General features: G+C 58.3%; 22 protein-coding genes. 12 read left to right on the top strand and 10 right to left on the bottom strand.

Going from position 1 to position 21,007, the window contains the following annotated elements:
• Positions 1-36 precede the first annotated feature (36 nt).
• From tsf to FHT73_RS23315, 3 genes are all read right to left on the bottom strand, one after another.
• The gene (gene tsf, locus FHT73_RS23325; protein ID WP_112338316.1) at positions 37-963 is read right to left on the bottom strand and encodes a translation elongation factor Ts; all 927 of its coding nucleotides are present in this window, start codon (positions 961-963) and stop codon (positions 37-39) included.
• 272 nt (positions 964-1,235) lie between these two features.
• Entirely contained in the window at positions 1,236-2,003 is a 768-nt protein-coding gene (gene rpsB / locus FHT73_RS23320) for a 30S ribosomal protein S2 (protein ID WP_069612086.1), read from the bottom strand.
• Between the two features lie 205 nt (positions 2,004-2,208).
• On the bottom strand, positions 2,209-3,036 hold the full coding sequence (locus FHT73_RS23315; protein ID WP_015339792.1) for a cell envelope integrity EipB family protein: 828 nt from the start codon (positions 3,034-3,036) through the stop codon (positions 2,209-2,211).
• A 136-nt stretch (positions 3,037-3,172) separates the two neighbouring features.
• Here FHT73_RS23315 and FHT73_RS23310 point away from each other — a divergent pair, with 136 nt between their 5' ends.
• From FHT73_RS23310 to FHT73_RS23295, 4 genes are all read left to right on the top strand, one after another.
• Positions 3,173-3,640, top strand: a complete 468-nt coding sequence (locus FHT73_RS23310) for a RidA family protein (protein ID WP_183715151.1) — start codon at positions 3,173-3,175, stop codon at positions 3,638-3,640.
• Positions 3,640-4,359, top strand: a complete 720-nt coding sequence (locus FHT73_RS23305; protein WP_183715149.1) for a glycerophosphodiester phosphodiesterase — start codon at positions 3,640-3,642, stop codon at positions 4,357-4,359. Before FHT73_RS23310 ends, FHT73_RS23305 begins: the two co-directional genes overlap by 1 nt.
• Positions 4,360-4,482: 123 nt before the next feature.
• Entirely contained in the window at positions 4,483-5,670 is a 1,188-nt protein-coding gene (locus FHT73_RS23300; RefSeq protein WP_183715147.1) for a GNAT family N-acetyltransferase, read from the top strand.
• A 41-nt stretch (positions 5,671-5,711) separates the two neighbouring features.
• Entirely contained in the window at positions 5,712-6,140 is a 429-nt protein-coding gene (locus FHT73_RS23295; protein WP_112610199.1) for an HIT family protein, read from the top strand.
• Positions 6,141-6,252: 112 nt separating this feature from the next.
• Here the strand turns inward: FHT73_RS23295 and clpA are convergent, their stop codons facing one another.
• The 5 genes from clpA to cysE all read right to left on the bottom strand — a co-directional run bounded on the left by clpA (position 6,253) and on the right by cysE (position 11,350).
• Complete coding sequence (clpA, locus tag FHT73_RS23290; RefSeq protein ID WP_112338310.1) at positions 6,253-8,787, bottom strand: ATP-dependent Clp protease ATP-binding subunit ClpA; 2,535 nt, start codon at positions 8,785-8,787, stop codon at positions 6,253-6,255.
• A gap of 10 nt (positions 8,788-8,797) precedes the next feature.
• Positions 8,798-9,151: an ATP-dependent Clp protease adapter ClpS gene (clpS, locus tag FHT73_RS23285; RefSeq protein ID WP_041677877.1), complete on the bottom strand. Its 354-nt coding sequence runs from the start codon at positions 9,149-9,151 to the stop codon at positions 8,798-8,800.
• Positions 9,152-9,440: 289 nt separating this feature from the next.
• Positions 9,441-9,806 (bottom strand): phasin family protein, encoded by a 366-nt coding sequence (locus tag FHT73_RS23280; protein ID WP_075852495.1) that lies wholly within the window; start codon positions 9,804-9,806, stop codon positions 9,441-9,443.
• Positions 9,807-10,158: 352 nt separating this feature from the next.
• A complete protein-coding gene (locus tag FHT73_RS23275; protein ID WP_015339784.1) occupies positions 10,159-10,362 on the bottom strand; it encodes a DUF3126 family protein in 204 nt (67 codons plus the stop codon).
• Between the two features lie 124 nt (positions 10,363-10,486).
• Entirely contained in the window at positions 10,487-11,350 is an 864-nt protein-coding gene (gene cysE, locus FHT73_RS23270; protein WP_112400491.1) for a serine O-acetyltransferase, read from the bottom strand.
• 76 nt (positions 11,351-11,426) lie between these two features.
• Between cysE and FHT73_RS23265 the strand changes: the two genes are divergently transcribed.
• On the top strand, positions 11,427-12,227 hold the full coding sequence (locus tag FHT73_RS23265) for an enoyl-CoA hydratase-related protein (RefSeq protein WP_183715145.1): 801 nt from the start codon (positions 11,427-11,429) through the stop codon (positions 12,225-12,227).
• 8 nt (positions 12,228-12,235) lie between these two features.
• Here the strand turns inward: FHT73_RS23265 and FHT73_RS23260 are convergent, their stop codons facing one another.
• Entirely contained in the window at positions 12,236-13,021 is a 786-nt protein-coding gene (locus tag FHT73_RS23260) for an alpha/beta hydrolase (RefSeq protein WP_183715143.1), read from the bottom strand.
• Positions 13,022-13,224: 203 nt separating this feature from the next.
• On the opposite strand from FHT73_RS23260, the gene FHT73_RS23255 reads away from it, so the two are divergent.
• Both FHT73_RS23255 and FHT73_RS23250 read left to right on the top strand, forming a co-directional pair.
• Complete coding sequence (locus tag FHT73_RS23255) at positions 13,225-13,470, top strand: zinc-finger domain-containing protein (RefSeq protein ID WP_015339780.1); 246 nt, start codon at positions 13,225-13,227, stop codon at positions 13,468-13,470.
• Between the two features lie 28 nt (positions 13,471-13,498).
• Positions 13,499-14,662: an FAD-dependent monooxygenase gene (locus FHT73_RS23250; protein WP_183715141.1), complete on the top strand. Its 1,164-nt coding sequence runs from the start codon at positions 13,499-13,501 to the stop codon at positions 14,660-14,662.
• Here the strand turns inward: FHT73_RS23250 and FHT73_RS23245 are convergent, their stop codons facing one another.
• Positions 14,663-15,853, bottom strand: a complete 1,191-nt coding sequence (locus tag FHT73_RS23245; RefSeq protein ID WP_183715139.1) for a cystathionine beta-lyase — start codon at positions 15,851-15,853, stop codon at positions 14,663-14,665.
• 371 nt (positions 15,854-16,224) lie between these two features.
• Here FHT73_RS23245 and FHT73_RS23240 point away from each other — a divergent pair, with 371 nt between their 5' ends.
• The 5 genes from FHT73_RS23240 (at position 16,225) to FHT73_RS23220 (ending at position 20,887) form a co-directional block, all read left to right on the top strand.
• On the top strand, positions 16,225-17,250 hold the full coding sequence (locus FHT73_RS23240; protein ID WP_112610193.1) for an amino acid ABC transporter substrate-binding protein: 1,026 nt from the start codon (positions 16,225-16,227) through the stop codon (positions 17,248-17,250).
• 94 nt (positions 17,251-17,344) lie between these two features.
• Positions 17,345-18,538 carry an amino acid ABC transporter permease gene (locus tag FHT73_RS23235; RefSeq protein ID WP_112610191.1) on the top strand — a complete coding sequence of 398 codons (1,194 nt, stop codon included), beginning with the start codon at positions 17,345-17,347 and terminating at the stop codon, positions 18,536-18,538.
• A gap of 1 nt (position 18,539) precedes the next feature.
• Positions 18,540-19,694, top strand: coding sequence for an amino acid ABC transporter permease (locus tag FHT73_RS23230; RefSeq protein WP_112610189.1), 1,155 nt, complete (start codon positions 18,540-18,542; stop codon positions 19,692-19,694).
• Positions 19,695-19,712: 18 nt separating this feature from the next.
• On the top strand, positions 19,713-20,486 hold the full coding sequence (locus tag FHT73_RS23225; protein WP_015339774.1) for an amino acid ABC transporter ATP-binding protein: 774 nt from the start codon (positions 19,713-19,715) through the stop codon (positions 20,484-20,486).
• Positions 20,487-20,725: 239 nt separating this feature from the next.
• Positions 20,726-20,887, top strand: a complete 162-nt coding sequence (locus FHT73_RS23220) for a hypothetical protein (protein ID WP_165915190.1) — start codon at positions 20,726-20,728, stop codon at positions 20,885-20,887.
• Positions 20,888-21,007: the final 120 nt, after the last annotated feature.

Raw genomic sequence — 21,007 nt, 5'->3', positions numbered from 1 at the left:
GAAAACCGCTAGGCACTTTTCCTGGAAATGCTCAGATCAGCCCTTGGCGACAGCTGCAACTTCTGCGGCGAAGTCGCTTTCTTCCTTCTCGACGCCTTCGCCGAGTAGCAGACGGGCCATGCCGGTGATTTCGATCGAGGCGCCGGCGGTCTTTTCAGCTTCCTTGAGGGCAGCACCGACCGTCAGGTCCGGATTGATGACGAAAGCCTGCGAGAGAAGAGCGACTTCCTCGAAGAACTTACGCATGCGGCCCTCGACCATCTTTTCGATGATGGCTTCCGGCTTGCCGGATTCGCGGGACTGTTCGATGAAGACGTTGCGTTCGCGCTCGGCGACGGCGGCATCGACTTCTTCGGCACGGATAGCCAGCGGGTTGGTAGCAGCAATGTGCATCGCAATCTGACGGCCGATCGACGTCAGAACGGCCTTGTCACCGACCGACTTCAGGGCGACGAGAACGCCGAGCTTGCCGATACCGTCACCGGCAGCGTTATGGATGTAGGTCGCCACGACGCCGTGCTCGACTTCCAGCTTGGCGGCACGACGCAGCGTCATGTTCTCGCCGATGGTTGCGATCGCGTCCTTGATGGCGTCGGCGACCGGCTTGCCTGATGCGGGATAGGTCGCAGCCGAAATAGCTTCAACCGTGCCGTCGGTGGACAGCGCAACTTCGGCGATACCGCGAGCGAGGTCCTGGAAGGCATCGTTGCGGGCAACGAAGTCCGTTTCGGAGTTGAGCTCGACAACAACGGCCTTGTGACCGGCGCCGGCAATGGCGATCAGGCCTTCAGCGGCGGTGCGGCCGGACTTCTTGTCGGCCTTGGAGATGCCCTTGGCGCGCAGCCAGTCGATCGCGGCTTCGATATCGCCGTTCGTCTCGGTCAGCGCCTTCTTGCAGTCCATCATGCCTGCGCCAGACTTTTCGCGCAGTTCTTTCACCAGTGCAGCCGTAATCTCGGTCATAAGCTTCCTCTTGTCGGTTCATACGGTGCGGCGAAGGGCGTCAAGCCGAAGCGGCACCGATTTGAGGGACGAAATGTACCCGTAAGTATGACAGCGTTATGAAGCAGCGTCATACTGTGGAATTCTTGATTGGAACATGCCTGGATTTTCCGTCCAGGCGAGCTGTTACCAAAAACGCGATAAGGCCGCTCGAACTTGTTAAGTCGCAAACGGCCTTATCCCGGATGTCATTGCGCTTGGGCGGACAGTTTATTGTCCGCCTCTTGGCGCGATCAGGCTTCGGTGCCGTCCGCCAGGGTCGGCTCGACCGGAGCTTCTTCGGAAGCGCCGAGGTCACGGCCCGATGCGCTCTGCTGGCGAGCGATACCGTCGATGGCAGCGCGCGAGATCAGGTCGCAGTAAAGAGCGATGGCGCGCGAGGCGTCGTCGTTGCCCGGGATCGGATAATCGATCAGGTCCGGATCGCAGTTCGAGTCGATGATTGCGACGACCGGGATGCCGAGGCGCTTGGCTTCGTCGATCGCGATCTTTTCCTTGTTGGTGTCGATGATGAACATCAGGTCCGGCGTGCCGCCCATGTCCTTGATACCGCCGAGGGCCTTGTCGAGCTTTTCGCGCTCGCGCTCAAGGTTCAGACGCTCCTTCTTGGTGAAGCCCTGGGCTTCGCCGGAGAGGATTTCGTCGAGCTTGCGCAGACGCTGGATCGAGTTGGAGATCGTCTTCCAGTTGGTCATCATGCCGCCGAGCCAGCGGGCGTTGACGTAGTACTGAGCCGAACGCTTTGCGCTGTCAGCGATCAGTTCGGACGCCTGACGCTTGGTGCCGACGAACAGGACGCGGCCGCCACGGGCAACGGTGTCGCTGACAACCTGCAGAGCGCGGCTCAGCAACGGAACCGTCTGGGCAAGGTCGATGATGTGGATGTTGTTACGATCGCCGAAAATGTACGGCTTCATCTTCGGGTTCCAGCGGTGCGTCTGGTGGCCGAAGTGAACACCTGCTTCAAGAAGCTGGCGCATAGAAAAATCGGGCAATGCCATGCCTTTGTATCCTTTTCCGGTTGAACCTCCGCAAGGCGAACAGCACCCTCTTCGAGAATGCCACCGGGCGGAACAATCCGGATTTCTCCCGGACAATCCCATGCCTTACGTGTGGAATGCGGGTGCCCATACATTCGATTCGCGTGGAATGCAAGGCTTGAGGCTCAAAATAGCCGATTCTTATCTTAATCCATCCCGCAGTGGGCTACTGGCAGGCCTTCGTACCGAGAACTTCAAGCTTTGTGAGCTTACCGGTCAGCACGAAGTCACCATAATCCATGGTGAGGTCGCGCGTGATGCCGTTCTCGTAGAGTTTAAAGGACATACGGTAGACGGGCACGGCGTCGCCTGTGGACTTTTCGTTGAAATAAGCCACGGTCACCGGCCAGAAAGGTGTCTTGGAGAAGGCGCCAGCCTTGTCAGCATCGGGATCATCGGTGGCCGGCGTCTGCTCCTTGCCGACGACGGTGGTGGCGATCAGCGGCTTGTCGCCGTCGTCCGAACCATCGAAGACCTGCGCCTCGAAGAAATTCTTGCCGAGCTTCGCGTTATGGATGATGTCGAGCATATGCTCCGTCGGGAAACGGCTCTCGATGATCTGGACCTGCTTGTTGTGCGGCTGCGTGAGGTCCACCTTGATGCCCTTCTGGTCGTCACTTGCGGCGCCGCGCACATCCTTGTCGAGCTGGCTGTCGGTATAGGATTTGGTTTCGAAGCGGAACAAGCGCTTGCCGAGATCCTCGAAGGTCGTCGTCTGCTGGTCGCTGACGCGCGTTGAGTCACCCGTATCGATCTTCGTCACGAAGCGGAAATTAGTGGTGAATCCGGTACAATCCGAGCCTTCAAACTCATAGACCATCCGGCCGACCATGCCGGAAATGCCGGAGCGATCAGAAGCATCCTTCAGTTCGAGCTCGTAGACGGCGCGATGCGCGATCAGCCCGCTTGGACCGGCCGCATGGGCTGCCGAAGCCCCTAGGGACAGAATGCTCAGGCCCGAAAAAACGGTAGCAGCAAGACTCGAGCGGAACATTCATTATCTCCTGTTGGACTCGCACGCGATGTTATAAGAACGCTTTCGGCTGAAACGAGGCTGCCGATCCTAAGTGACCGAATTTAGTCTTGATGCCGGATTTTTGAAGTTTTTACAACAAAACGGGAGATGAATAATGTCCGACGCTATTGAGGGCCGCCTGCAGGAACTCGGCATCGTTCTGCCGCAGGCTGCAGCACCGGCCGCCAATTACGTTCCCTATGTCATCAGCGGCAATCTTCTCTATCTATCGGGCCAGCTGCCGATGGAAAACGGCAAGATCGGCGTGACGGGCCATCTCGGCAAGGATGTCGATGTAGCCGGCGGGCAGCGGGCGGCAGAGCTCTGCGCCATCAATCTTCTCGCCCAGGCGAAAGCTGCCCTTGGCGGTGATCTCGGCCGGATCAAGCGGCTGATCAAGCTCAATGGCTTCGTTGCCTCGACGCCCGATTTCGTCGAACAACACCTTGTGATCAACGGCGCGTCCAATCTTCTGGCAAACGTACTGGGCGAAGCCGGCAAGCATGCCCGCGCCGCCGTCGGCATGGCCGCCCTGCCGCTCAATGCCGCCGTTGAAATCGATGCCATTCTGGAAATTGCATAATGAGCAAGCTTGCCTGGCTGACCGAGCGCCCCGTCGCTCACCGCGGCTATCATGACATGAACAAAGAAGTCTGGGAGAACACGCTTTCCGCCTTCAATCGCGCTATCGAAGCCGGCTTTGCCATCGAGTGCGATCTCCACTACGCCTCGGACGGCGTTCCCGTGGTCTTCCATGACGACGACCTCCAGCGCGTCTGCAACCTGCCGGGTGAAGTGCGAGAGCGCACCTCGGCGGAGCTCGGCCTGCTTTCTATCGGCGGTACCAAGGACAAGATCCCGACGCTGAAGCAACTCCTGCAGCTCTGCGGCGGCAAGGTGCCGCTCGTGCTTGAGCTGAAAGGACGCGAGGGCGATGACGAAGGCTTTGCGGAATCCGTTCTCGAAGTGCTCGAAGGCTATAAAGGCCATGTGGCCCTGATGAGTTTCGACCATTGGCTGCTCAAGGACCTCAAGGCGCTGGAAGCACCCTACCCTGTGGGACTGACGGCCGAAGGAAACAAGCCTGAGACGTTTTTTCAGCATGACGAAGCCATGCATCTTGGGCTAGACTTCATTTCGTATTTCTACGGCCACTTGCCGAACCCCTTTGTTACGGCGCAACGCCAGCGCGGTATTCCGGTCATCACCTGGACCGTGCGCGACGAAGCGGCCCGCAAACATACATTTGCCAACGCAGACCAGATGACCTTCGAAGGTTTTGATCCGCGCCTGGCCCCGTAAATCGGCATCGATTGAAGGAGAGGCTTTGCGCATACCCAAATTGCCGCTGCGCCGACAGCACGCCCATCGGGCGGATGGCGCAGCGCTGAGAGCCCCTCCCTTCCTTCCAAGCGCAAGAGTTTGATGACAGACGAATTATCCATTCGAGTCGAACGATCCTTCAAGAATATCGCCCCGGAAAGCTGGTCGAAGCTCGCCGGAGCGTCCAGAACCGGCAGCGTCCTGTCCTACAATCCATTTGTTTCGCACGCCTTCCTCTCATCGCTGGAGGAGTCCGGTTCCGCGACCGACAAGACCGGCTGGCTCGGCAGTCATCTGCTGCTCGAAACCGACGGCGGCGAATTGCTTGGTGCCGTCGCGGGCTACCTGAAGAGCCATAGCCAGGGCGAATATGTCTTCGACCACGGCTGGGCCGATGCCTTCGAACGGGCCGGCGGCCGCTATTATCCGAAGCTGCAGTGCTCCATTCCCTTCACGCCCGCCACGGGACCGCGGCTGCTCGTCGCTGAGGGGCAGGACCGAAGCGTGCTGCAGCCGGCGCTTGCCGAAAGTCTGAAAGAGGTCACCCGGCAGCTCGGCGTTTCCTCGGCGCACATCACCTTCCTGCCGGAAGACGAGATTTCTGTTTTCGAAACCGACGGTTATCTGCATCGCACCGACCAGCAGTTCCATTTCATCAACGAGGGCTATGCCAATCACGACGCGTTCCTGGAGACGCTGGCATCGCGTAAGCGGAAGGCGTTGAAGAAGGAACGGCGCGCGGCGGTCGAGCATGGCATCACCATCGACTGGCTGACCGGCAGCGATCTGACCGAAGGCATATGGGACCAGTTCTTCGCCTTCTATATGGATACCGGCAGCCGCAAATGGGGCCGCCCCTATCTCACCCGGAAATTCTATTCGCTGATCGGCGAGCGCATGTCTGACGATATCCTGCTCGTCATGGCGAAGCGCGAAGGACGCTATATCGCCGGCGCCATCAACTTCATCGGCGGCGAAACGCTTTACGGCCGCCACTGGGGCTGCATCGAGGATCATCCCTTTCTGCATTTCGAAGTCTGCTATCATCAGGCGATCGATTTTGCGCTGAGTAAAGGCTTGAAGCGCGTGGAAGCCGGGGCGCAGGGCGAACACAAGTTGGCGCGCGGCTATCTTCCCGTCATCACGCATTCCGCGCACTATATCGGTCATCAGGGCCTGCGACGCGCCGTTGCGGACTATCTGAAGCATGAGCGGGAACAAGTGGAGGAGATGAGCGAAATCCTCACCGAGCACAGCCCCTTCCGCAAAGGTGAACGGCAGGATATCTAACCGTTCGGCATAAACACAAACGCAAGACGAGGAGACACTGGATGACCAGCCCCGCCTATGACGACAACAATATCTTCGCAAAGATCCTGAAAGGCGAGATCCCTTCCTACCGCGTCTACGAGGATGAGCATACAGTAGCCTTCATGGATGTGATGCCGCAGTCGCCGGGCCATACGCTTGTCGTGCCGAAGGTGCCCTCCCGCAATATTTTCGATGCCGAACCGGCTGCATTGCAGCAGGCTATCACCGTGGTACAGAAGATCGCCGTCGCCGTTCGGGAAGCCTTCGACGCGGACGGCGTCTATATCGCGCAGTTCAACGAGCCCCCCGCGGGGCAAACCGTCTTCCATCTGCATTTCCACGTTATTCCGCGCATTGAGGGTGTCGCGCTGAAGCCGCATTCGGGCAAGATGGAGGATGGCGCCGTGCTGGCGGAAAACGCTAGAAAGATCATCGAAGCGCTGGCTTGATGCGCTGAGCTCCTCAAGTCCTCTCTGAGATTTTTCTTATAACCATATAAAAACGGCTGCATTATTTCTAACGCAGCCGTTTCATTTTTTCAAATCACCGATCGGCGACTACTTACTTACGCGGAACCTTCGGAACAGTGCCACCGCCCTTGCGCGGTGACTTGCCTTCGGACTCGCCGCTTTCACCTGATGTCGCAGCTTTAGCCGAGCGGCGGCTATCGGCTGCCGTCGCAGCCTTACCGACGCGGCTTCTGGCCTTGACTGTCGTGTCGCCGTCATCCTCTTCCACCTCGGCCGGCACATCGCCCACTTCGGCTTCCGGCTTCGGCCGGATCGGAGCGGTGTCGGCGATCGCCTCGAGCAGGATGCCGGTCGAGCCGTCTTCCTTCTTGCCGACCGTGACGGTGACGACGCCGCCCTTCTTCAGCTTGCCGAAGAGGATTTCGTTCGCCAGCGGCTTCTTGATGTTTTCCTGGATGACGCGCGCCAGCGGACGGGCGCCCATCTTGTCGTCGTAACCCTTCTCGGACAGCCATGCGATTGCGTCCTCATGCAGGTCGAAGGTAACGTTCCGTTCGGAAAGCTGCGCTTCCAGCTGCATGATGAACTTCTGCACGACCTTGTGGATAACGGTCGTCGGCAGCGGTGCGAAGGGAATGACCGCATCCAGACGATTGCGGAATTCCGGGGTGAACAGGCGGTTGAGAGCCTCTTCATCCTCGCCGGTCCGCTTGGACGAACCGAAGCCGATCGCAGCCTTGGCCATTTCCGAAGCGCCCGCATTGGTCGTCATGATAAGGATGACGTTGCGGAAGTCGATCTTCTTGCCGTTGTGGTCGGTCAGCGCGCCGTGGTCCATGACCTGCAGCAGGATATTGAAGATATCCGGATGCGCCTTCTCGATTTCGTCGAGCAGAACCACGCTGTGCGGATGCTGATCGACGCCGTCGGTCAGGAGTCCGCCCTGGTCGAAGCCGACATAGCCGGGAGGTGCACCAAGCAGACGGGAAACCGTATGGCGCTCCATATATTCAGACATGTCGAAACGCAGCAGTTCGACGCCGAGCGAGGAAGCAAGCTGCTTGGCGACTTCCGTCTTGCCGACGCCGGTGGGGCCGGAGAAGACATAGCAGCCGATCGGCTTGTTCGGTTCGCGCAGGCCGGCACGTGCCAGCTTGATCGAAGTTGAAAGTGCTTCGATCGCCGTATCCTGGCCGTAGACGACCGAACGCAGTTCCTGCTCGAGGTTGGCGAGAACCATCTCGTCATCCTTGGAAACCGTCTTCGGCGGAATGCGGGCCATGGTGGCGATCGTCACCTCGATCTCGCGCTCGGTGATCAGCTTGCGACGCTTCGAGGGCGGCAACAGCATTTGCGCGGCGCCGGTTTCATCGATGACGTCGATCGCCTTGTCCGGCAGCTTGCGGTCGGAGATATAGCGGGCCGACAACTCGACTGCCGACTTGATGGCGTCGTTCGAGTAGCGCAAGTGGTGATACTCTTCGAAATAGGGCTTCAGGCCCTTCATGATTTCGATGGCATCCTCGATGCTCGGCTCGTTGACGTCGATCTTCTGGAAGCGGCGGACGAGAGCCCGGTCCTTCTCGAAGAACTGACGGTATTCCTTATAGGTGGTCGAGCCGATGCAACGGATCGCGCCAGAGGAAAGAGCAGGCTTCAGCAGGTTCGACGCATCCATCGCGCCACCGGAGGTGGCGCCTGCACCGATAACGGTGTGGATTTCGTCGATGAACAGCACGGCACCCGGATACTCTTCGAGTTCCTTGACGACCTGCTTCAGGCGTTCTTCGAAATCGCCGCGATAACGGGTGCCGGCAAGCAGCGTGCCCATATCCAGCGAAAAGATCGTGGCATCGGCCAGAGCTTCAGGCACCTTGCCTTCTACGATCCGCTTGGCAAGACCTTCGGCAATGGCCGTCTTGCCGACGCCGGGATCGCCGACATAGAGCGGGTTGTTCTTCGAGCGGCGGCACAGCACCTGGATGGTGCGGTTGACCTCAGAGTGGCGGCCGATCAGCGGATCGATCTTGCCGCTCTTGGCCTTCTCATTGAGGTTGACGCAGTAGGCCTTCAGCGCATCCTGCTGCTTCTTGCCGTTGCCCTCCTCCTGCTCGCCGCGGGAGGTCGGCTTGCTCTCGGATTCGCTTTCCTCGGCGCCGCGCGGCGTGCGGGTCTGGGAGGAACCCGGGCGCTTGCCGATGCCGTGAGAGATGTAGTTGACCGCGTCGTAGCGGGTCATTTCCTGCTCCTGCAGGAAAAAGGCAGCATGGCTTTCCCGCTCCGCGAAAATCGCGACGAGAACATTGGCGCCCGTCACTTCCTCGCGGCCGGAAGATTGCACATGGATCACGGCGCGCTGGATGACGCGCTGGAAGCCGGAGGTCGGCTTCGAGTCCTCATCATAGCCCGTGACCAGGTTGGAGAGTTCATTATCGACGTATTCAGTCAGAGTCTTACGGAGCGCGTCGAGATCAACATTGCACGCGCCCATGACAGCTGCGGCATCGGCGTCGTCTACCAGCGCCAAAAGCAGATGTTCCAGCGTGGCATACTCGTGATGCCGCTCGTTCGCGTAGGTCAGTGCCTGATGCAGCGCCTTCTCAAGACTAGGCGAAAATGTTGGCACGTTCAGATCCTCACTTCTTTTCCATAACACATTGCAGCGGATGCTGGTGCTGCCGGGCAAAATCCATCACCTGGCTCACCTTCGTTTCGGCTACTTCATATGTATATATCCCGCACTCACCCACGCCATGGTTGTGGACATGAAGCATGATACGGGTGGCGCCTTCGAGATCCTTTTGGAAGAAACGCTCCAGGATATGGATCACGAAGTCCATGGGCGTATAGTCGTCATTCAGAAGCAGCACGCGGTACAGGTTCGGTTTTTTGGTTTTGGGCTTGGTGCGTGTAATCACCGAGGTCCCACGGTTTCCGTTGTCCCCGTTCCTTTCGCTGTTGTTTTGCATCCGGATCGGCTCAGCGATCATTTCATTCATTCCTCAAATCATCCGGCAGAAGCTATCGCATTCCGACTTGGCACTGGGGGGTTGGGTTCTTCACTTGGTCGGGCCGGATATCCGAACCTCTAACTTAGTTCATATTGGCGGGATTTTAAGCCCCTTGCAGGACACTGCAATCATAATTCGCTGACAAAGCGGGCTGCGGTCAAAAAAGTCGCTGCATATCTTCGCCTTTGGTTCGATGCACCAAAACGCAAAAGACCGGCCGCGCATCGCGCAGCCGGCCTTTTCGGAAATTTTGCCTTTCGGCGAAAGCTTAAGCGGCGGTCGCCGTAGCTGCTGCCTTGCTGGCAGCCTTCGTTGCAGCCGCGACGGGCGCCTCGTAGGGCTTGTAGGCGTTCTTGGCGAGATCGGCATACATTTCACCGAGCTTGGTGGCTTCGGCAACGAAATTTTCGTAGGAGGACTTCACATAGCTGCTCTGCAGTTCGAAGGCAGCTTCGAAGCTCTTGACGCCGGCGAGCGTTTCGAAGTGCGCAACACCATCCTGGAAAGACTTCTTGGAGTATTCAGCAGCTTCGGCGGCGATCGCCTGAAAACCCTTGGTGACATCGGAATAGCTCTTCAGCGCCGTGTCCATGGCTTCCTTGCCCTTCTTGTTGGCTTCATCGAAATTGAACATGCTTCTCCGTCCCTTGTTGGCCGACCGGTGGCCGGTTTACAGGGGTAAAACTTAAATGCAATGCACAAATAGTCAAGTAGTCTTGTGCGTCGCAATAACCCCTTTTAGTTGTATTTTAGATAACACCCTAATGCCGCTAGTGATGAGTGCAGCGCATCATTTTGTTTTTTCTAAAATATATCATCGGGTCTGCAACCACAGGCTTTGATTAAAATATTGGCATTTGGTCAGAAAGAAGCCGCAAGAGATCAAAACGGTGGCGGAATGATCAAATCGACAACTGCCAAAGAAAAAGGCCGCATTTCAATGAAATACGGCCCGAATACTCGATTACTATACGAGATCGATGGAATCAGAGATCGACGTCCAAAATGGCCATCGAGAAGTTATAGGAGCGGTCGCCATCTTCATCGTCGATATAGACGACACCCAGAAACTCTTCGCCGAGATAGACTTCCGCAGAATCGTTCTTGCGCGGGCGGGCCTTCACCACGACCTGAGGGTTGAACGTGCGCTTGAAATAGGCGTCGAGCTTCTTAATTTCTTCAGGCTTCACAATGCTTCTCCGTGAGGATCTCGGTTGGCCGCTTCTTGCATAGGAAAAGCGGCGGTGTAAAGACCGGAACCGCGCATACCCCCTCAGCGGCAGCACAAGCCTCCGAAAGTCACACGGGATTTTTCTAGATTCCCGCGCCCATGATCTGATCCACGACCAATTGCTCGGCCAACAGCTGGTCCATCGAGCGTGAAGGTTCCGAACACCCTGCTTCTCCGACCACCTTGGCCGGAACGCCGGCAACGGTGGTCTTGGCGGGCACTTCCTTGAGCACCACCGAGCCTGCGGCGATACGTGAGCAATGGCCGATCTGGATATTGCCGAGAATCTTGGCGCCCGCACCGATGAGGACGCCATGGGCGATCTTCGGATGGCGGTCGCTGCCCTCCTTGCCGGTGCCGCCGAGCGTGACCCCGTGCAGGATGGAGACGTTGTCGCCGATCACGGCCGTCTCGCCGACGACAAGACCGGTCGCGTGATCGAGGAAGATGCCCTTGCCGATGCGCGCGGCGGGATTGATATCTGTCTGGAAGACGCTGGAGGAACGGCTCTGCAGATAGAGCGCGAAATCGCGGCGGCCGCGATTATACAGCCAGTGCGCAAGGCGATGCGTCTGCAGCGCATGGAAACCCTTGAAATAGAGCACCGGCTCCAGGAACCGCAGGCAGGCAGGGTCGCGATCATAGACGGCCTGGATATCGACGCGCAGAATCGATCCCCACTCCGGCCAGTCTGCCAGCATTTCCTCGAAGGTCTGCCGCAGGAGGATGGCCTGCAGGTCCGGATGGTCGAGCCGCTCGCAAATGCGATAGATAACGCATTCTTCCAGCGAACGATGGTTGATGATCGTCGAATAGAGGAAGGCAGCAAGGAGCGGATCCTTTTCGGCAGCGGCGCGTGCTTCCTCGCGCATGCTGTCCCAGATCGGGTCCATGACCTTCACTGCGCCCAAGCCCTCTACCTGGCGAATATCCATTGCTGCGACCATTGGCGGTCTCCCGATTTTCTGTCAGGGGTGCATTATATAGAATAAAAGCCACACAAGACAAATGGGTTGGTCGCATATGATTTTCGAGCATGACTTTGCCGGCGGTCTCATTCGCGCGACATGCAGCGATGGCATAGGCATGATCGCGATCAGCAACCCCGACAGAAAGAATGCGGTGACGGCCGCCATGTGGCGTGCGATCCCGCAAGCAGCGCGCATTCTGACCGATGAAGCCCATGCGCATGTGATTGTTCTGCGCGGCACGGGCGCGGATTTTTCAGCCGGTGCCGATATCAGCGAATTCGACAGCGTTCGCAAGAATTCCGAGACCGCGGTCGCCTATGAAGCGCTGAACAGCCGGGCTTTCGAGGCTATCCGTCACTGCCGCGTACCGACGATCGCCGCAATCCGCGGCATCTGCTATGGCGGCGGCTTCGGGCTCGCGGCCGCCTGCGATCTGCGGATCGCCGAAAAAGGCGCGCGGTTTTCCGTTCCCGCCGCTCGCCTCGGCATCGCCTATCCCGCCGACGCCGTGCAGGATATCGTCAACGCGCTCGGGCAGCAGATGGCGAAGGTTGCCTTGTTTACCGGTGCCTCCATGTCGAGCGAGAAGATGGCTGCCGTCGGCTTTCTTCTGGAGGAAGTCGAGGCAAGCGTATTCGATCAGGAAGTATCCGCCCTCACCCATGCGATTGCGGCCAATGCGCCGATCGCGCTGCACGCTTCGAAACTCGCGATCCGGGCCGTCATCGAGCAGGATGGCGACCTGTTGCGCGAGGCGGAAGTAATCGGCGCCGAGACTTTTGACAGCGCCGATTACGCCGAGGGCCGTGCCGCCTTTGCCGAGCGGCGGAAGCCGCATTTCACCGGCAAGTGACCTGAAACCTAGCGCTTGTCCAGGCGCTGATAGAATTCCAGAACCGCAGCCTTGAAGACCTTGTCGCCGACGGCGAGCATATGATCGCGGTTCGGAATGTCTATGGCCTCGGCATTCGGCATCAGTGCAGCCAACTCCTGCCCGGAGCCGGCAATATCGTCCTTGGTGCCGACGGCGATCAATGTCGGCGCCTCGATCTTCGCCACATCGTCCCGTGAAACCAGATCGCGCGAGCCCTGGATGCAGGCGGCCAGCGCCTGACGGTCGCTTTTCGTCTGTTCGGCAAAAGCACGGAACATGCGCCCGCGCGCATGGGTGACATCATCGAGCGACGGCGCCACCAGCGCATCCGCAATCGGATCCCAATCGCCGACGCCCTCGACCATGCCGATACCGAGGCCGCCGAGAACCAGTGAGCGGACACGATCCGGATGAGCGATCGCCATGAAGGCAGAAACGCGCGCGCCCATGGAATAACCCATGACATGCGCCTCTGAAACGTCCAGATGATCGAGGAGTGCCACGGCATCCTCTGCCATGATCCAAGGGTGATAGACATCGACATCGTAAGGTTTGTCGCTCGAACCGTGACCGCGATTGTCGATGGCGATGACGCGACAACCCGCCTCGCCGAGCGTCTTCAGCCAGCCGGGATTGACCCAATTGGTAATCGCCGTGGAGGCGAAGCCGTGGATCAGCAGCACCGGCGGGCCGTTCGGATCTCCTTCGTCGAAAAAGGCGAGCTTCAATCCATCTCGGACAAAGTGGAGCATCTTGGGAGCATTCAAATTCATGGCTTCGTCTTTATAAAAATTAGGTCCTCTTGGCGGCGGACCATATTTTATCGGCGATATCAAATGAACCCTGCGCTTGCGAAAATCTCTGCATCAAGCCGGACTTTCGCACTACACAATCGGGAAGAAGGATTATAAAGAGGGGCTACCAAGTCTGGCGCAACATTCATGCCGCTCACGGCAAGACGCATTCGGAGATCATCATGGCCGGCCACAATATTCCCCATTTCCAGAACGACGGCGGACATCGCGTCATCGAAATCGGCGTGAAGGAATTCATGTGCACCGGCGCTTCGGTTCCCTATGATCATCCGCACATCTTCATCGATCTCGGAGATGAGAACGAGAAGGTTTGCTCCTACTGCTCGACGCTCTATCGCTACAATCCGTCGCTGAAGGCGGATCAGACCAATCCGGCCGGCTGCGTCTTCCATTTCAAGGCTGCCTGACGCCATAGCGTCCGATCGGACACAAGAAATGCCGATCAAAGCAGCCGCAATCATCGGCGCCGGAATAGCTGGATTGACGGCGGCGCTGGCGTTGGCGCGACATGGCATTGCCTCCGACATTTTCGAACAGGCAGAGGTGCTGACCGAGGTTGGCGCCGGCCTGCAGATTTCGCCAAATGCCTCCCGCATTCTCGATACGCTCGGCGTTCTCGACAAGCTTCGATCCGTCTGGCTGGAGCCGGAGGAAGTCCGGCTCGTGTCCGGCTCATCCCTGCGTCCCGTTGCATTGGTTCCCTGTGGAAAATTTGCAAGAGAGCGATGGGGTGCGCCCTATGGGACCGCGCATCGGGCGACCCTGCAAAAGGCGCTTCTGGATGCGGTGACGGGCAATACCCTATGCAGGCTGCATCTCGGCCGGCACATCGACATCAAAAACAAGCTGGCGCTGGAAGAGATCGCCGGAAAGAAGTTCGATCTCGTCATCGGTGCCGACGGCGTCTGGTCGAAGGCGCATGCGATGGTGCCAGGCGCGCCCTCGCCGCTCTTTTCGGGCAATATTGCCTGGCGTTTCTCTATTCCTGAGGCGGCCGCCCCTTCCGTCCTGAGCAAGACAAGCGTTACGGCCTTCCTCGGGCCATCGAGCCATCTCGTCTGCTATCCCATTCGGGAAAATGCCGCCTTCAATATTGTCGCGATCGTCTCCGGCAGCGGCACCAGCCGCGATTGGGGCGTAGCCGGCAACAGAACGCAGCGTGAGCAGATGCTGCGCGGCTTTTCCGGCTGGAACAGAACGATCCTGCAAATGCTCGAAGCCCGGGAGCAGGCCAGCTTCTGGCCGCTCTACGAGATGAAGGCGGGCCGATGGCATAATGGCAGCGACACTATTCTGATCGGGGACGCCGCGCATGCGATGATGCCGTTTGCGGCCCAGGGTGCGGCCATGGCAATAGAGGACGCCTTCGAGCTTGCCGGCATGCTTTCGGGACGCGAGCCCGCGGAAGCTTTCGAGCTCTACGAGAGGCATCGAGCCCCGCGGATATCCCGTCTGCGCCAGCGCGCCGCCTTCAACCAGTTTGCCTATCACGCACGCGGCCCCATCCGTCTGGCGCGCGATCTCGTCCTCTCGCTGCGCCCGCCGCAAAGTCTCGCGGCGGACATGGATTGGATCTACGGCTATCGCGCCATCGGCTGATCAGACCTGCCGGACGGCAGCAAAGCCGTTTTCGATATCCGCCTTGATGTCGGCGACGTCTTCCAGGCCGATTTGCAGCCTGATAACAGGCCCCTCCGTCGGAGCCTTGGTCACGCGCCGGTCACTGAGGTTGACCTGCAGTGCAAGGCTCTCGAAGCCGCCCCAGGAATAGCCGAGACCGAAAATGCGCAGAGCATCCAGGAAGGCATGCGCCTTCACCTTGAATTTTTGCGGATCGTCGACGGCCAGAACGAAAGAGAAAATTCCACTCGCTCCCTTGAAATCGCGCTTCCACAAGTCGTGGCCCGGGAAGCTCGGCAGGGCCGGATGCAGCACGCGCGCAACTTCTTCCCTGCCCTCGAGCCATTGTGCGATCGCAAGCGCGCTTTCCTGATGACGCTCCAGACGCAGGCCCATGGTACGCAAGCCGCGCAGGACCTGATAAGCATCGTCAGGCGCGCCGCAGAGACCGAGCTGCCCATGCGCGGCGATCAATTGCTTCCAATGCGCTTCATTGGCCGAAACGGTTCCCATCAAGATATCGGAGTGGCCGGCCGGATATTTCGTCACGGCATGAATGGAAACGTCGACGCCATGGTCGAGCGGCTTGAAATAGAGCGGCGTCGCCCAGGTATTGTCCATGGTGACGACGCAGCCATGACGATGAGCCGCCGCCGAAATAGCCGGAATATCCTGCATTTCGAAGGTGTTGGAGCCCGGCGCTTCAGTATGGACCAGCCTGGTGTTCGGCTTGATCAGCTGTTCGATGCCGGCACCCACCATAGGATCGTAGTATTCGACCTCGATACCGAGGCGCTTCAGCATCGTATCGCAGAAGAATCGCGTGGGGCCGTAGACCGAATCGACGATCAAGGCATGATCGCCGGCAGACAGATAAGCGAGAAACGTCACCGTCACCGCTGCAAGCCCGGAGGGAACGATTACCGTTCCGGCGGAGCCTTCCAGCGCATTCATCGCCTCGCAAAGCGCATCCGTGGTCGGCGTTCCACGCGTACCGTAGGTGTATTTCTGGTCATGCGTCTCCATCACGCGCGCATTGGGAAACAACACCGTCGAAGCATGCACCACGGGCGGATTGACGAATCCATGGAAATCGAATGGCGAATTGCCGATGTGGGACAAACGCGTGTTGATGCCGGCGTTCTGCAGGAAGTTGTCTTTGTCTTTCATGTCCGGATATGCCTTTGGCGCTGCGAGAAAGTGGATTTGTGGCGACCAAGCCTCGCCTGGTCAACCCCGATGCTTCCATCCGTTCACGTTATTCGAAGGCTAAAATAACAAAAATTGCAGAGAGGACCGCATTTTCGTGCAGATTTTTGGCAAAACGCCGCTCATTTTGACGCCAAATGCCCAGTTTTCGGCCGGGGCGGGCGAAAATGCCGAATAAATCCGCAATAATTAGGGCGATCTCTTGACCGCTACACCTTTTACGACTGTGATAGCGCCACTCGCTCCGGGAAGGAAGGAACGTGGTTCCCAAGGGACCTGCTTCGGAGGCGATACTCTTTTAATTATAAAACAAATAGACAAAGGTAGGGAAAATGAAAAAGTTTGCTCTCTCCGTATTCCTCGGAGCCGCAGCATTGGCTTACACCGCGTCCGGTGCGTCGGCTTCGACGCTGAGCGACGTAAAGGCCAAGGGCTTCGTCCAGTGCGGCGTGAATACCGGCCTTCTCGGCTTTGCACAGCCTGATGCGGCCGGTAACTGGGCCGGTTTTGACATCGACTTCTGCAAGGCTGTCGCTTCCGCTGTCTTTGGCGATCCGACCAAGGTGAAGTACACGCCTCTCAGCGCCAAGGACCGCTTCACCGCGCTGCAGTCCGGCGAAATCGACGTACTTTCCCGTAACACCACCTGGACCATTAACCGCGACACCGCGCTCGGCCTCAAATTCCGTCCGGTCACCTATTATGACGGCCAGGGTTTCATGGTTCGCAAGGAGCTGAACGTAAAATCGGCGCTCGAACTTTCCGGCGCGGCAGTTTGCGTCCAGTCCGGCACGACGACCGAGCTGAACCTGGCAGACTATTTCAAGACCAACAACCTGCAATACAATCCGGTCGTCTTCGACAAGCTCGAAGAAGTCAACACCGCCTATGATTCCGGTCGTTGCGATGTCTACACGACCGACCAGTCCGGTCTCTACGCTCTGCGCCTGACCTTGAAGAACCCGGACGACAACGTCGTTCTGCCGGAAATCATCTCCAAGGAGCCGCTCGGCCCGGCCGTTCGCCAGGGCGACGACCAATGGTTCAACATTGTCAGCTGGACGGCCTATGCGCTCGTGAACGCCGAAGAATTCGGCATCACCCAGAAGAACGTCGACGAGATGAAGAACTCGGCTAATCCGGACATCAAGCGCTTTCTGGGCGCAGAACAGGGTTCGACAATCGGCACCGACCTCGGCCTGACCAACGACTGGGCCTATAACATCATCAAGGGCGTCGGCAATTACGGCGAAGTCTTCGACCGCAACATCGGCGCAGGCAGCCCGCTGAAGATCGCTCGTGGTCTCAACGCTCTGTGGAGCAAGGGCGGCATCCAGTACGCACCGCCGGTACGCTAAGTCGCAAAGAGCCTAGCTTTAAGAGAGAGGCGGCTTCGCCTCTCTCCCCTCAAGAAAACAAGCCTGAAACAGGCACATTGGGGAAAAACTCTATATGGCAATTACTGTAAACTCGCCTGAAGGCGGGCGCTCAGCACTATCAGCGGCGCTATACGACCCCAAAGTTCGGGGTGCCTTCTATCAGGCGCTTACTATCATCATTCTCGCGGGACTCTGCTGGTTTGTCGTCACGAACACCATCGATAATCTGCGCGCATTGAACCGCTCATTCGGCTTCGGCTTTCTCGAAGGGCGCGCTGGCTTTAACCTGGGACAAGCGCTGATTCCCTACTCCAGCGATTCGACCAATGCCACGGCCCTTCTCGTCGGCGTGCTGAACACACTCCTGATTTCGGTGGTAGGCATCGTCGCGGCGACTATCGTTGGCTTCCTCATCGGCATCGGCAGGCTTTCGCATAACTGGCTGATTGCGAAACTTTCCCAGGCCTATGTCGAAATCTTCCGCAACATCCCGCCCCTCCTCGTCATCTTCTTCTGGTACAGCGGCGTTCTGGTGCTGCTGCCGCAGGCGCGCGATGCCGTGCACCTGCCCTTTTCCAGCTATCTCAGCAATCGCGGCCTTGCCTTTCCGAGCCCGATCTTCGGCGCGGGTATGTGGGCCGTCGGTATCGCCTTTATCATCGCCATAGCCGCCGTATTTTTCGTGGCGCGCTGGGCGCACAGGCGTCAGGCGGCAACCGGTCAGCAATTCCATACGGTGTGGGTATCAATCGGCATCCTGATCGGGCTGCCGTTGCTGGTCTTCCTGGTAACGGGCATGCCACTTTCTTTCGACTATCCCATTGCCGGCAAATTCAACCTGACGGGCGGTACGGTCATAGGGCCGGAATTCCTTGCACTTCTCCTCGCCCTCTCCCTTTATACCGCATCCTATATTGCCGAAATCGTACGCGCAGGTATCCGTGGCGTGCCGAAAGGGCAATCGGAAGCTGCAGGCGCACTTGGTCTGCGTGCATCAGCCATCAACCGGCTGATCGTCATACCGCAGGCAATGCGCATCATCATTCCGCCGCTGACGAGCCAATATCTCAACCTGATCAAGAACTCGTCGCTTGCCATCGCGATCGGCTATGCCGATCTCGTCGCTGTCGGTGGCGTGATCCTCAATCAGTCCGGCAGAGCCGTCGAAGTCGTCATCATCTGGATGATCATCTATCTCGCCCTGAGCATCGTAACATCGCTGTTCATGAACTGGTTCAACGCCAAGATGGCTCTGGTGGAGAGATAAGATGTCGAGCGTAGATCAACACTTCGTCAGCAAGACATTGCTTATGGCGCAGCCGGCGCCCGCTAGCGAAAGAGGCGCGTGGCACTGGTTGAAAAAGAACCTGTTTGCCACGCCGAAGGACATCGTCCTGACTCTTATTGCCATCACCTTCCTTGCGTGGGTGATCCCGCACCTGGTCGACTGGCTGTTCATAAATGCAGTCTGGAGCGGGACCGACCGCACCTTCTGTGCCACAACCGTTCAGGGCGGAACGCAGCCGGATGGCTGGAACGCCGCCTGCTGGGCCTTTGTCCGCGCAAAATTCGCCATCTTCATGTTCGGCCTTTATCCGCCGGACGAGCGCTGGCGACCGATCCTCGTCTGCATCCTGATGATCGCCAGCTTCGCTCCGTTGCTGATACCATCGGTTCCCCGGAAGGGGTTGAACGCAATCCTTGCATTTTTCGTGCTGCCAGTCGTTTCGTTCTTCCTGCTCCACGGAGGCTTCGGCCTTCAGACGGTGGAAACAGAACGATGGGGCGGCCTGCTGGTAACGCTGGTGATCGCGTTCGTCGCCATCGCAGTGTCGTTCCCGTTCGGCATCGTGCTTGCGCTCGGCCGCCGTTCCAAGATGCCGGTTTTGCGCATGCTGTGCGTGATGTTCATCGAGATCATCCGCGGCGTGCCGCTGATCACCGTGCTGTTCATGGCAAGCTACATGCTGCCACTGTTCATGCCGCAGGGCTGGACGGTAGATAAGCTGCTGCGTGCAGTGATCGGCGTTGCGATCTTCACCTCGGCCTATATGGCCGAAGTCATTCGCGGCGGTCTGCAGGCCATACCAAAGGGCCAGTTCGAGGGCGCCGATTCACTCGGCCTCGGCTATTGGCAGAAGATGCGGCTGATCATTCTGCCGCAGGCGATCAAGCTGGTCATTCCCGGCATCGTCAACACCTATATCGGCATGTTCAAGGACACGTCGCTGGTTGCGATCATCGGCATGTTCGACCTGCTCGGCATCGTCCGCCAGAACTTTTCGGATGCGACCTGGGCAAGTGCGGTGACGCCAGTAACGGGTCTTGTATTCGCCGGATTCGTTTTTTGGCTGTTCTGCTTTGGCATGTCGCGCTATTCAGGTTTCGTGGAACGCCATCTCGACACCGGCCACAAGCGATAAAATTGAGGGAAATATAAAATGGCTGAAGCCCAATCGAAGAAAATGACCGTCTCCGAGACCGAGGTCGCGGTCGACATGATCAACATGAACAAGTGGTACGGCGATTTCCACGTGCTGCGCGATATCAACCTGAAGGTCATGCGCGGCGAGCGCATCGTCATCGCCGGCCCCTCCGGCTCGGGCAAATCGACGATGATCCGCTGCATCAACCGCCTGGAGGAACACCAGAAAGGCCAGATCATCGTCGATGGCGTCGAGCTCACCAACGATCTGAAGAAGATCGACGAAGTGCGCCGCGAAGTCGGCATGGTGTTCCAGCACTTCAATCTCTTTCCGCACCTGACCATTCTGGAAAACTGCACGCTGGCACCGATCTGGGTGCGCAAGATGCCGAAGAAGCAGGCGGAAGAGATCGCCATGCACTTCCTCACCCGCGTCAAGATCCCGGAGCAGGCCAAGAAATACCCCGGCCAGCTTTCCGGTGGCCAGCAGCAGCGTGTGGCGATTGCCCGCTCGCTCTGCATGAACCCGAAGATCATGCTGTTCGACGAGCCGACGTCTGCGCTCGACCCCGAAATGATCAAGGAAGTGCTCGACACCATGGTTGGCCTTGCTGAAGAAGGCATGACCATGCTGTGCGTCACCCACGAAATGGGCTTTGCCCGCCAGGTCGCCAACCGCGTCATCTTCATGGACCAGGGCCAGATCGTCGAGCAGAATTCGCCGAAGGAATTCTTCGACAACCCGCAGCATGAGCGCACAAAGCTGTTCCTCAGCCAGATCCTGCACTGATTTGGAACAGATCGAATGAACAAAACCCGCCGCTGCGTCGCAGCCGGCGGGTTTTTCCATAGGCCTCCGGTTCAGTGACGGTTATCGGCGTTAGGTGAGGATATCGCGGACTGTCTTCTCCTGATTGCCGCCTGGCAATTGGTAGCGTGAGCAAGCCCTGTAGCGCTTCGCAAAAAACGCGATATATTCTTTTAGCCGCGAATAATGCGGAATTCACGAGACGTCGAGGGAAGCGGGCCGTGAAAAAAAGCGACAGGATCATCGGCGGGCTCGCACTCTTAAGCGCCGCCATCATCGTCATAAAACTGGCCGGAGCAATGTATGGCCACGATCTCATTCAGATGGCGGTCGATGCTACAAGGCCCGTAGGCGCCGGCGGCTGGTCAACGACGGCGAACTGAGCATAAGGCGGGCTGATCGCGCGTGATCAGCAGCACGCTATCTGATCGGAAAATGGCGACCCCTGCAGGATTCGAACCTGCGACCACATGCTTAGAAGTATGGGGTATGACAAGCAATTT

The organism is Rhizobium sp. BK098, from assembly GCF_014193155.1.
Taxonomy (GTDB): Bacteria; Pseudomonadota; Alphaproteobacteria; order Rhizobiales; family Rhizobiaceae; genus Rhizobium.
Note: the sequence above shows the minus strand (reverse complement) of the source record. Positions and strands in the feature narration are given on the sequence as shown.

What these genes read in the sequence shown, in the direction of transcription:
- FHT73_RS23305 (WP_183715149.1), top strand. Translation starts at nt 3,640, where the DNA reads ATGAGCAAGCTTGCCTGGCTGACCGAGCGCCCCGTCGCTCACCGCGGC.
- FHT73_RS23250 (WP_183715141.1), top strand. Translation starts at nt 13,499, where the DNA reads ATGCCGATCAAAGCAGCCGCAATCATCGGCGCCGGAATAGCTGGATTG.
- FHT73_RS23245 (WP_183715139.1), bottom strand. Translation starts at nt 15,853, where the DNA reads ATGAAAGACAAAGACAACTTCCTGCAGAACGCCGGCATCAACACGCGT.
- rpsB (WP_069612086.1), bottom strand. Translation starts at nt 2,003, where the DNA reads ATGGCATTGCCCGATTTTTCTATGCGCCAGCTTCTTGAAGCAGGTGTT.
- FHT73_RS23255 (WP_015339780.1), top strand. Translation starts at nt 13,225, where the DNA reads ATGGCCGGCCACAATATTCCCCATTTCCAGAACGACGGCGGACATCGC.
- cysE (WP_112400491.1), bottom strand. Translation starts at nt 11,350, where the DNA reads ATGGTCGCAGCAATGGATATTCGCCAGGTAGAGGGCTTGGGCGCAGTG.
- FHT73_RS23315 (WP_015339792.1), bottom strand. Translation starts at nt 3,036, where the DNA reads ATGTTCCGCTCGAGTCTTGCTGCTACCGTTTTTTCGGGCCTGAGCATT.
- FHT73_RS23265 (WP_183715145.1), top strand. Translation starts at nt 11,427, where the DNA reads ATGATTTTCGAGCATGACTTTGCCGGCGGTCTCATTCGCGCGACATGC.
- FHT73_RS23295 (WP_112610199.1), top strand. Translation starts at nt 5,712, where the DNA reads ATGACCAGCCCCGCCTATGACGACAACAATATCTTCGCAAAGATCCTG.
- FHT73_RS23260 (WP_183715143.1), bottom strand. Translation starts at nt 13,021, where the DNA reads ATGAATTTGAATGCTCCCAAGATGCTCCACTTTGTCCGAGATGGATTG.
- FHT73_RS23225 (WP_015339774.1), top strand. Translation starts at nt 19,713, where the DNA reads ATGGCTGAAGCCCAATCGAAGAAAATGACCGTCTCCGAGACCGAGGTC.
- FHT73_RS23300 (WP_183715147.1), top strand. Translation starts at nt 4,483, where the DNA reads ATGACAGACGAATTATCCATTCGAGTCGAACGATCCTTCAAGAATATC.
- FHT73_RS23310 (WP_183715151.1), top strand. Translation starts at nt 3,173, where the DNA reads ATGTCCGACGCTATTGAGGGCCGCCTGCAGGAACTCGGCATCGTTCTG.
- FHT73_RS23240 (WP_112610193.1), top strand. Translation starts at nt 16,225, where the DNA reads ATGAAAAAGTTTGCTCTCTCCGTATTCCTCGGAGCCGCAGCATTGGCT.
- FHT73_RS23235 (WP_112610191.1), top strand. Translation starts at nt 17,345, where the DNA reads ATGGCAATTACTGTAAACTCGCCTGAAGGCGGGCGCTCAGCACTATCA.
- clpS (WP_041677877.1), bottom strand. Translation starts at nt 9,151, where the DNA reads ATGATCGCTGAGCCGATCCGGATGCAAAACAACAGCGAAAGGAACGGG.
- FHT73_RS23230 (WP_112610189.1), top strand. Translation starts at nt 18,540, where the DNA reads ATGTCGAGCGTAGATCAACACTTCGTCAGCAAGACATTGCTTATGGCG.
- FHT73_RS23280 (WP_075852495.1), bottom strand. Translation starts at nt 9,806, where the DNA reads ATGTTCAATTTCGATGAAGCCAACAAGAAGGGCAAGGAAGCCATGGAC.
- tsf (WP_112338316.1), bottom strand. Translation starts at nt 963, where the DNA reads ATGACCGAGATTACGGCTGCACTGGTGAAAGAACTGCGCGAAAAGTCT.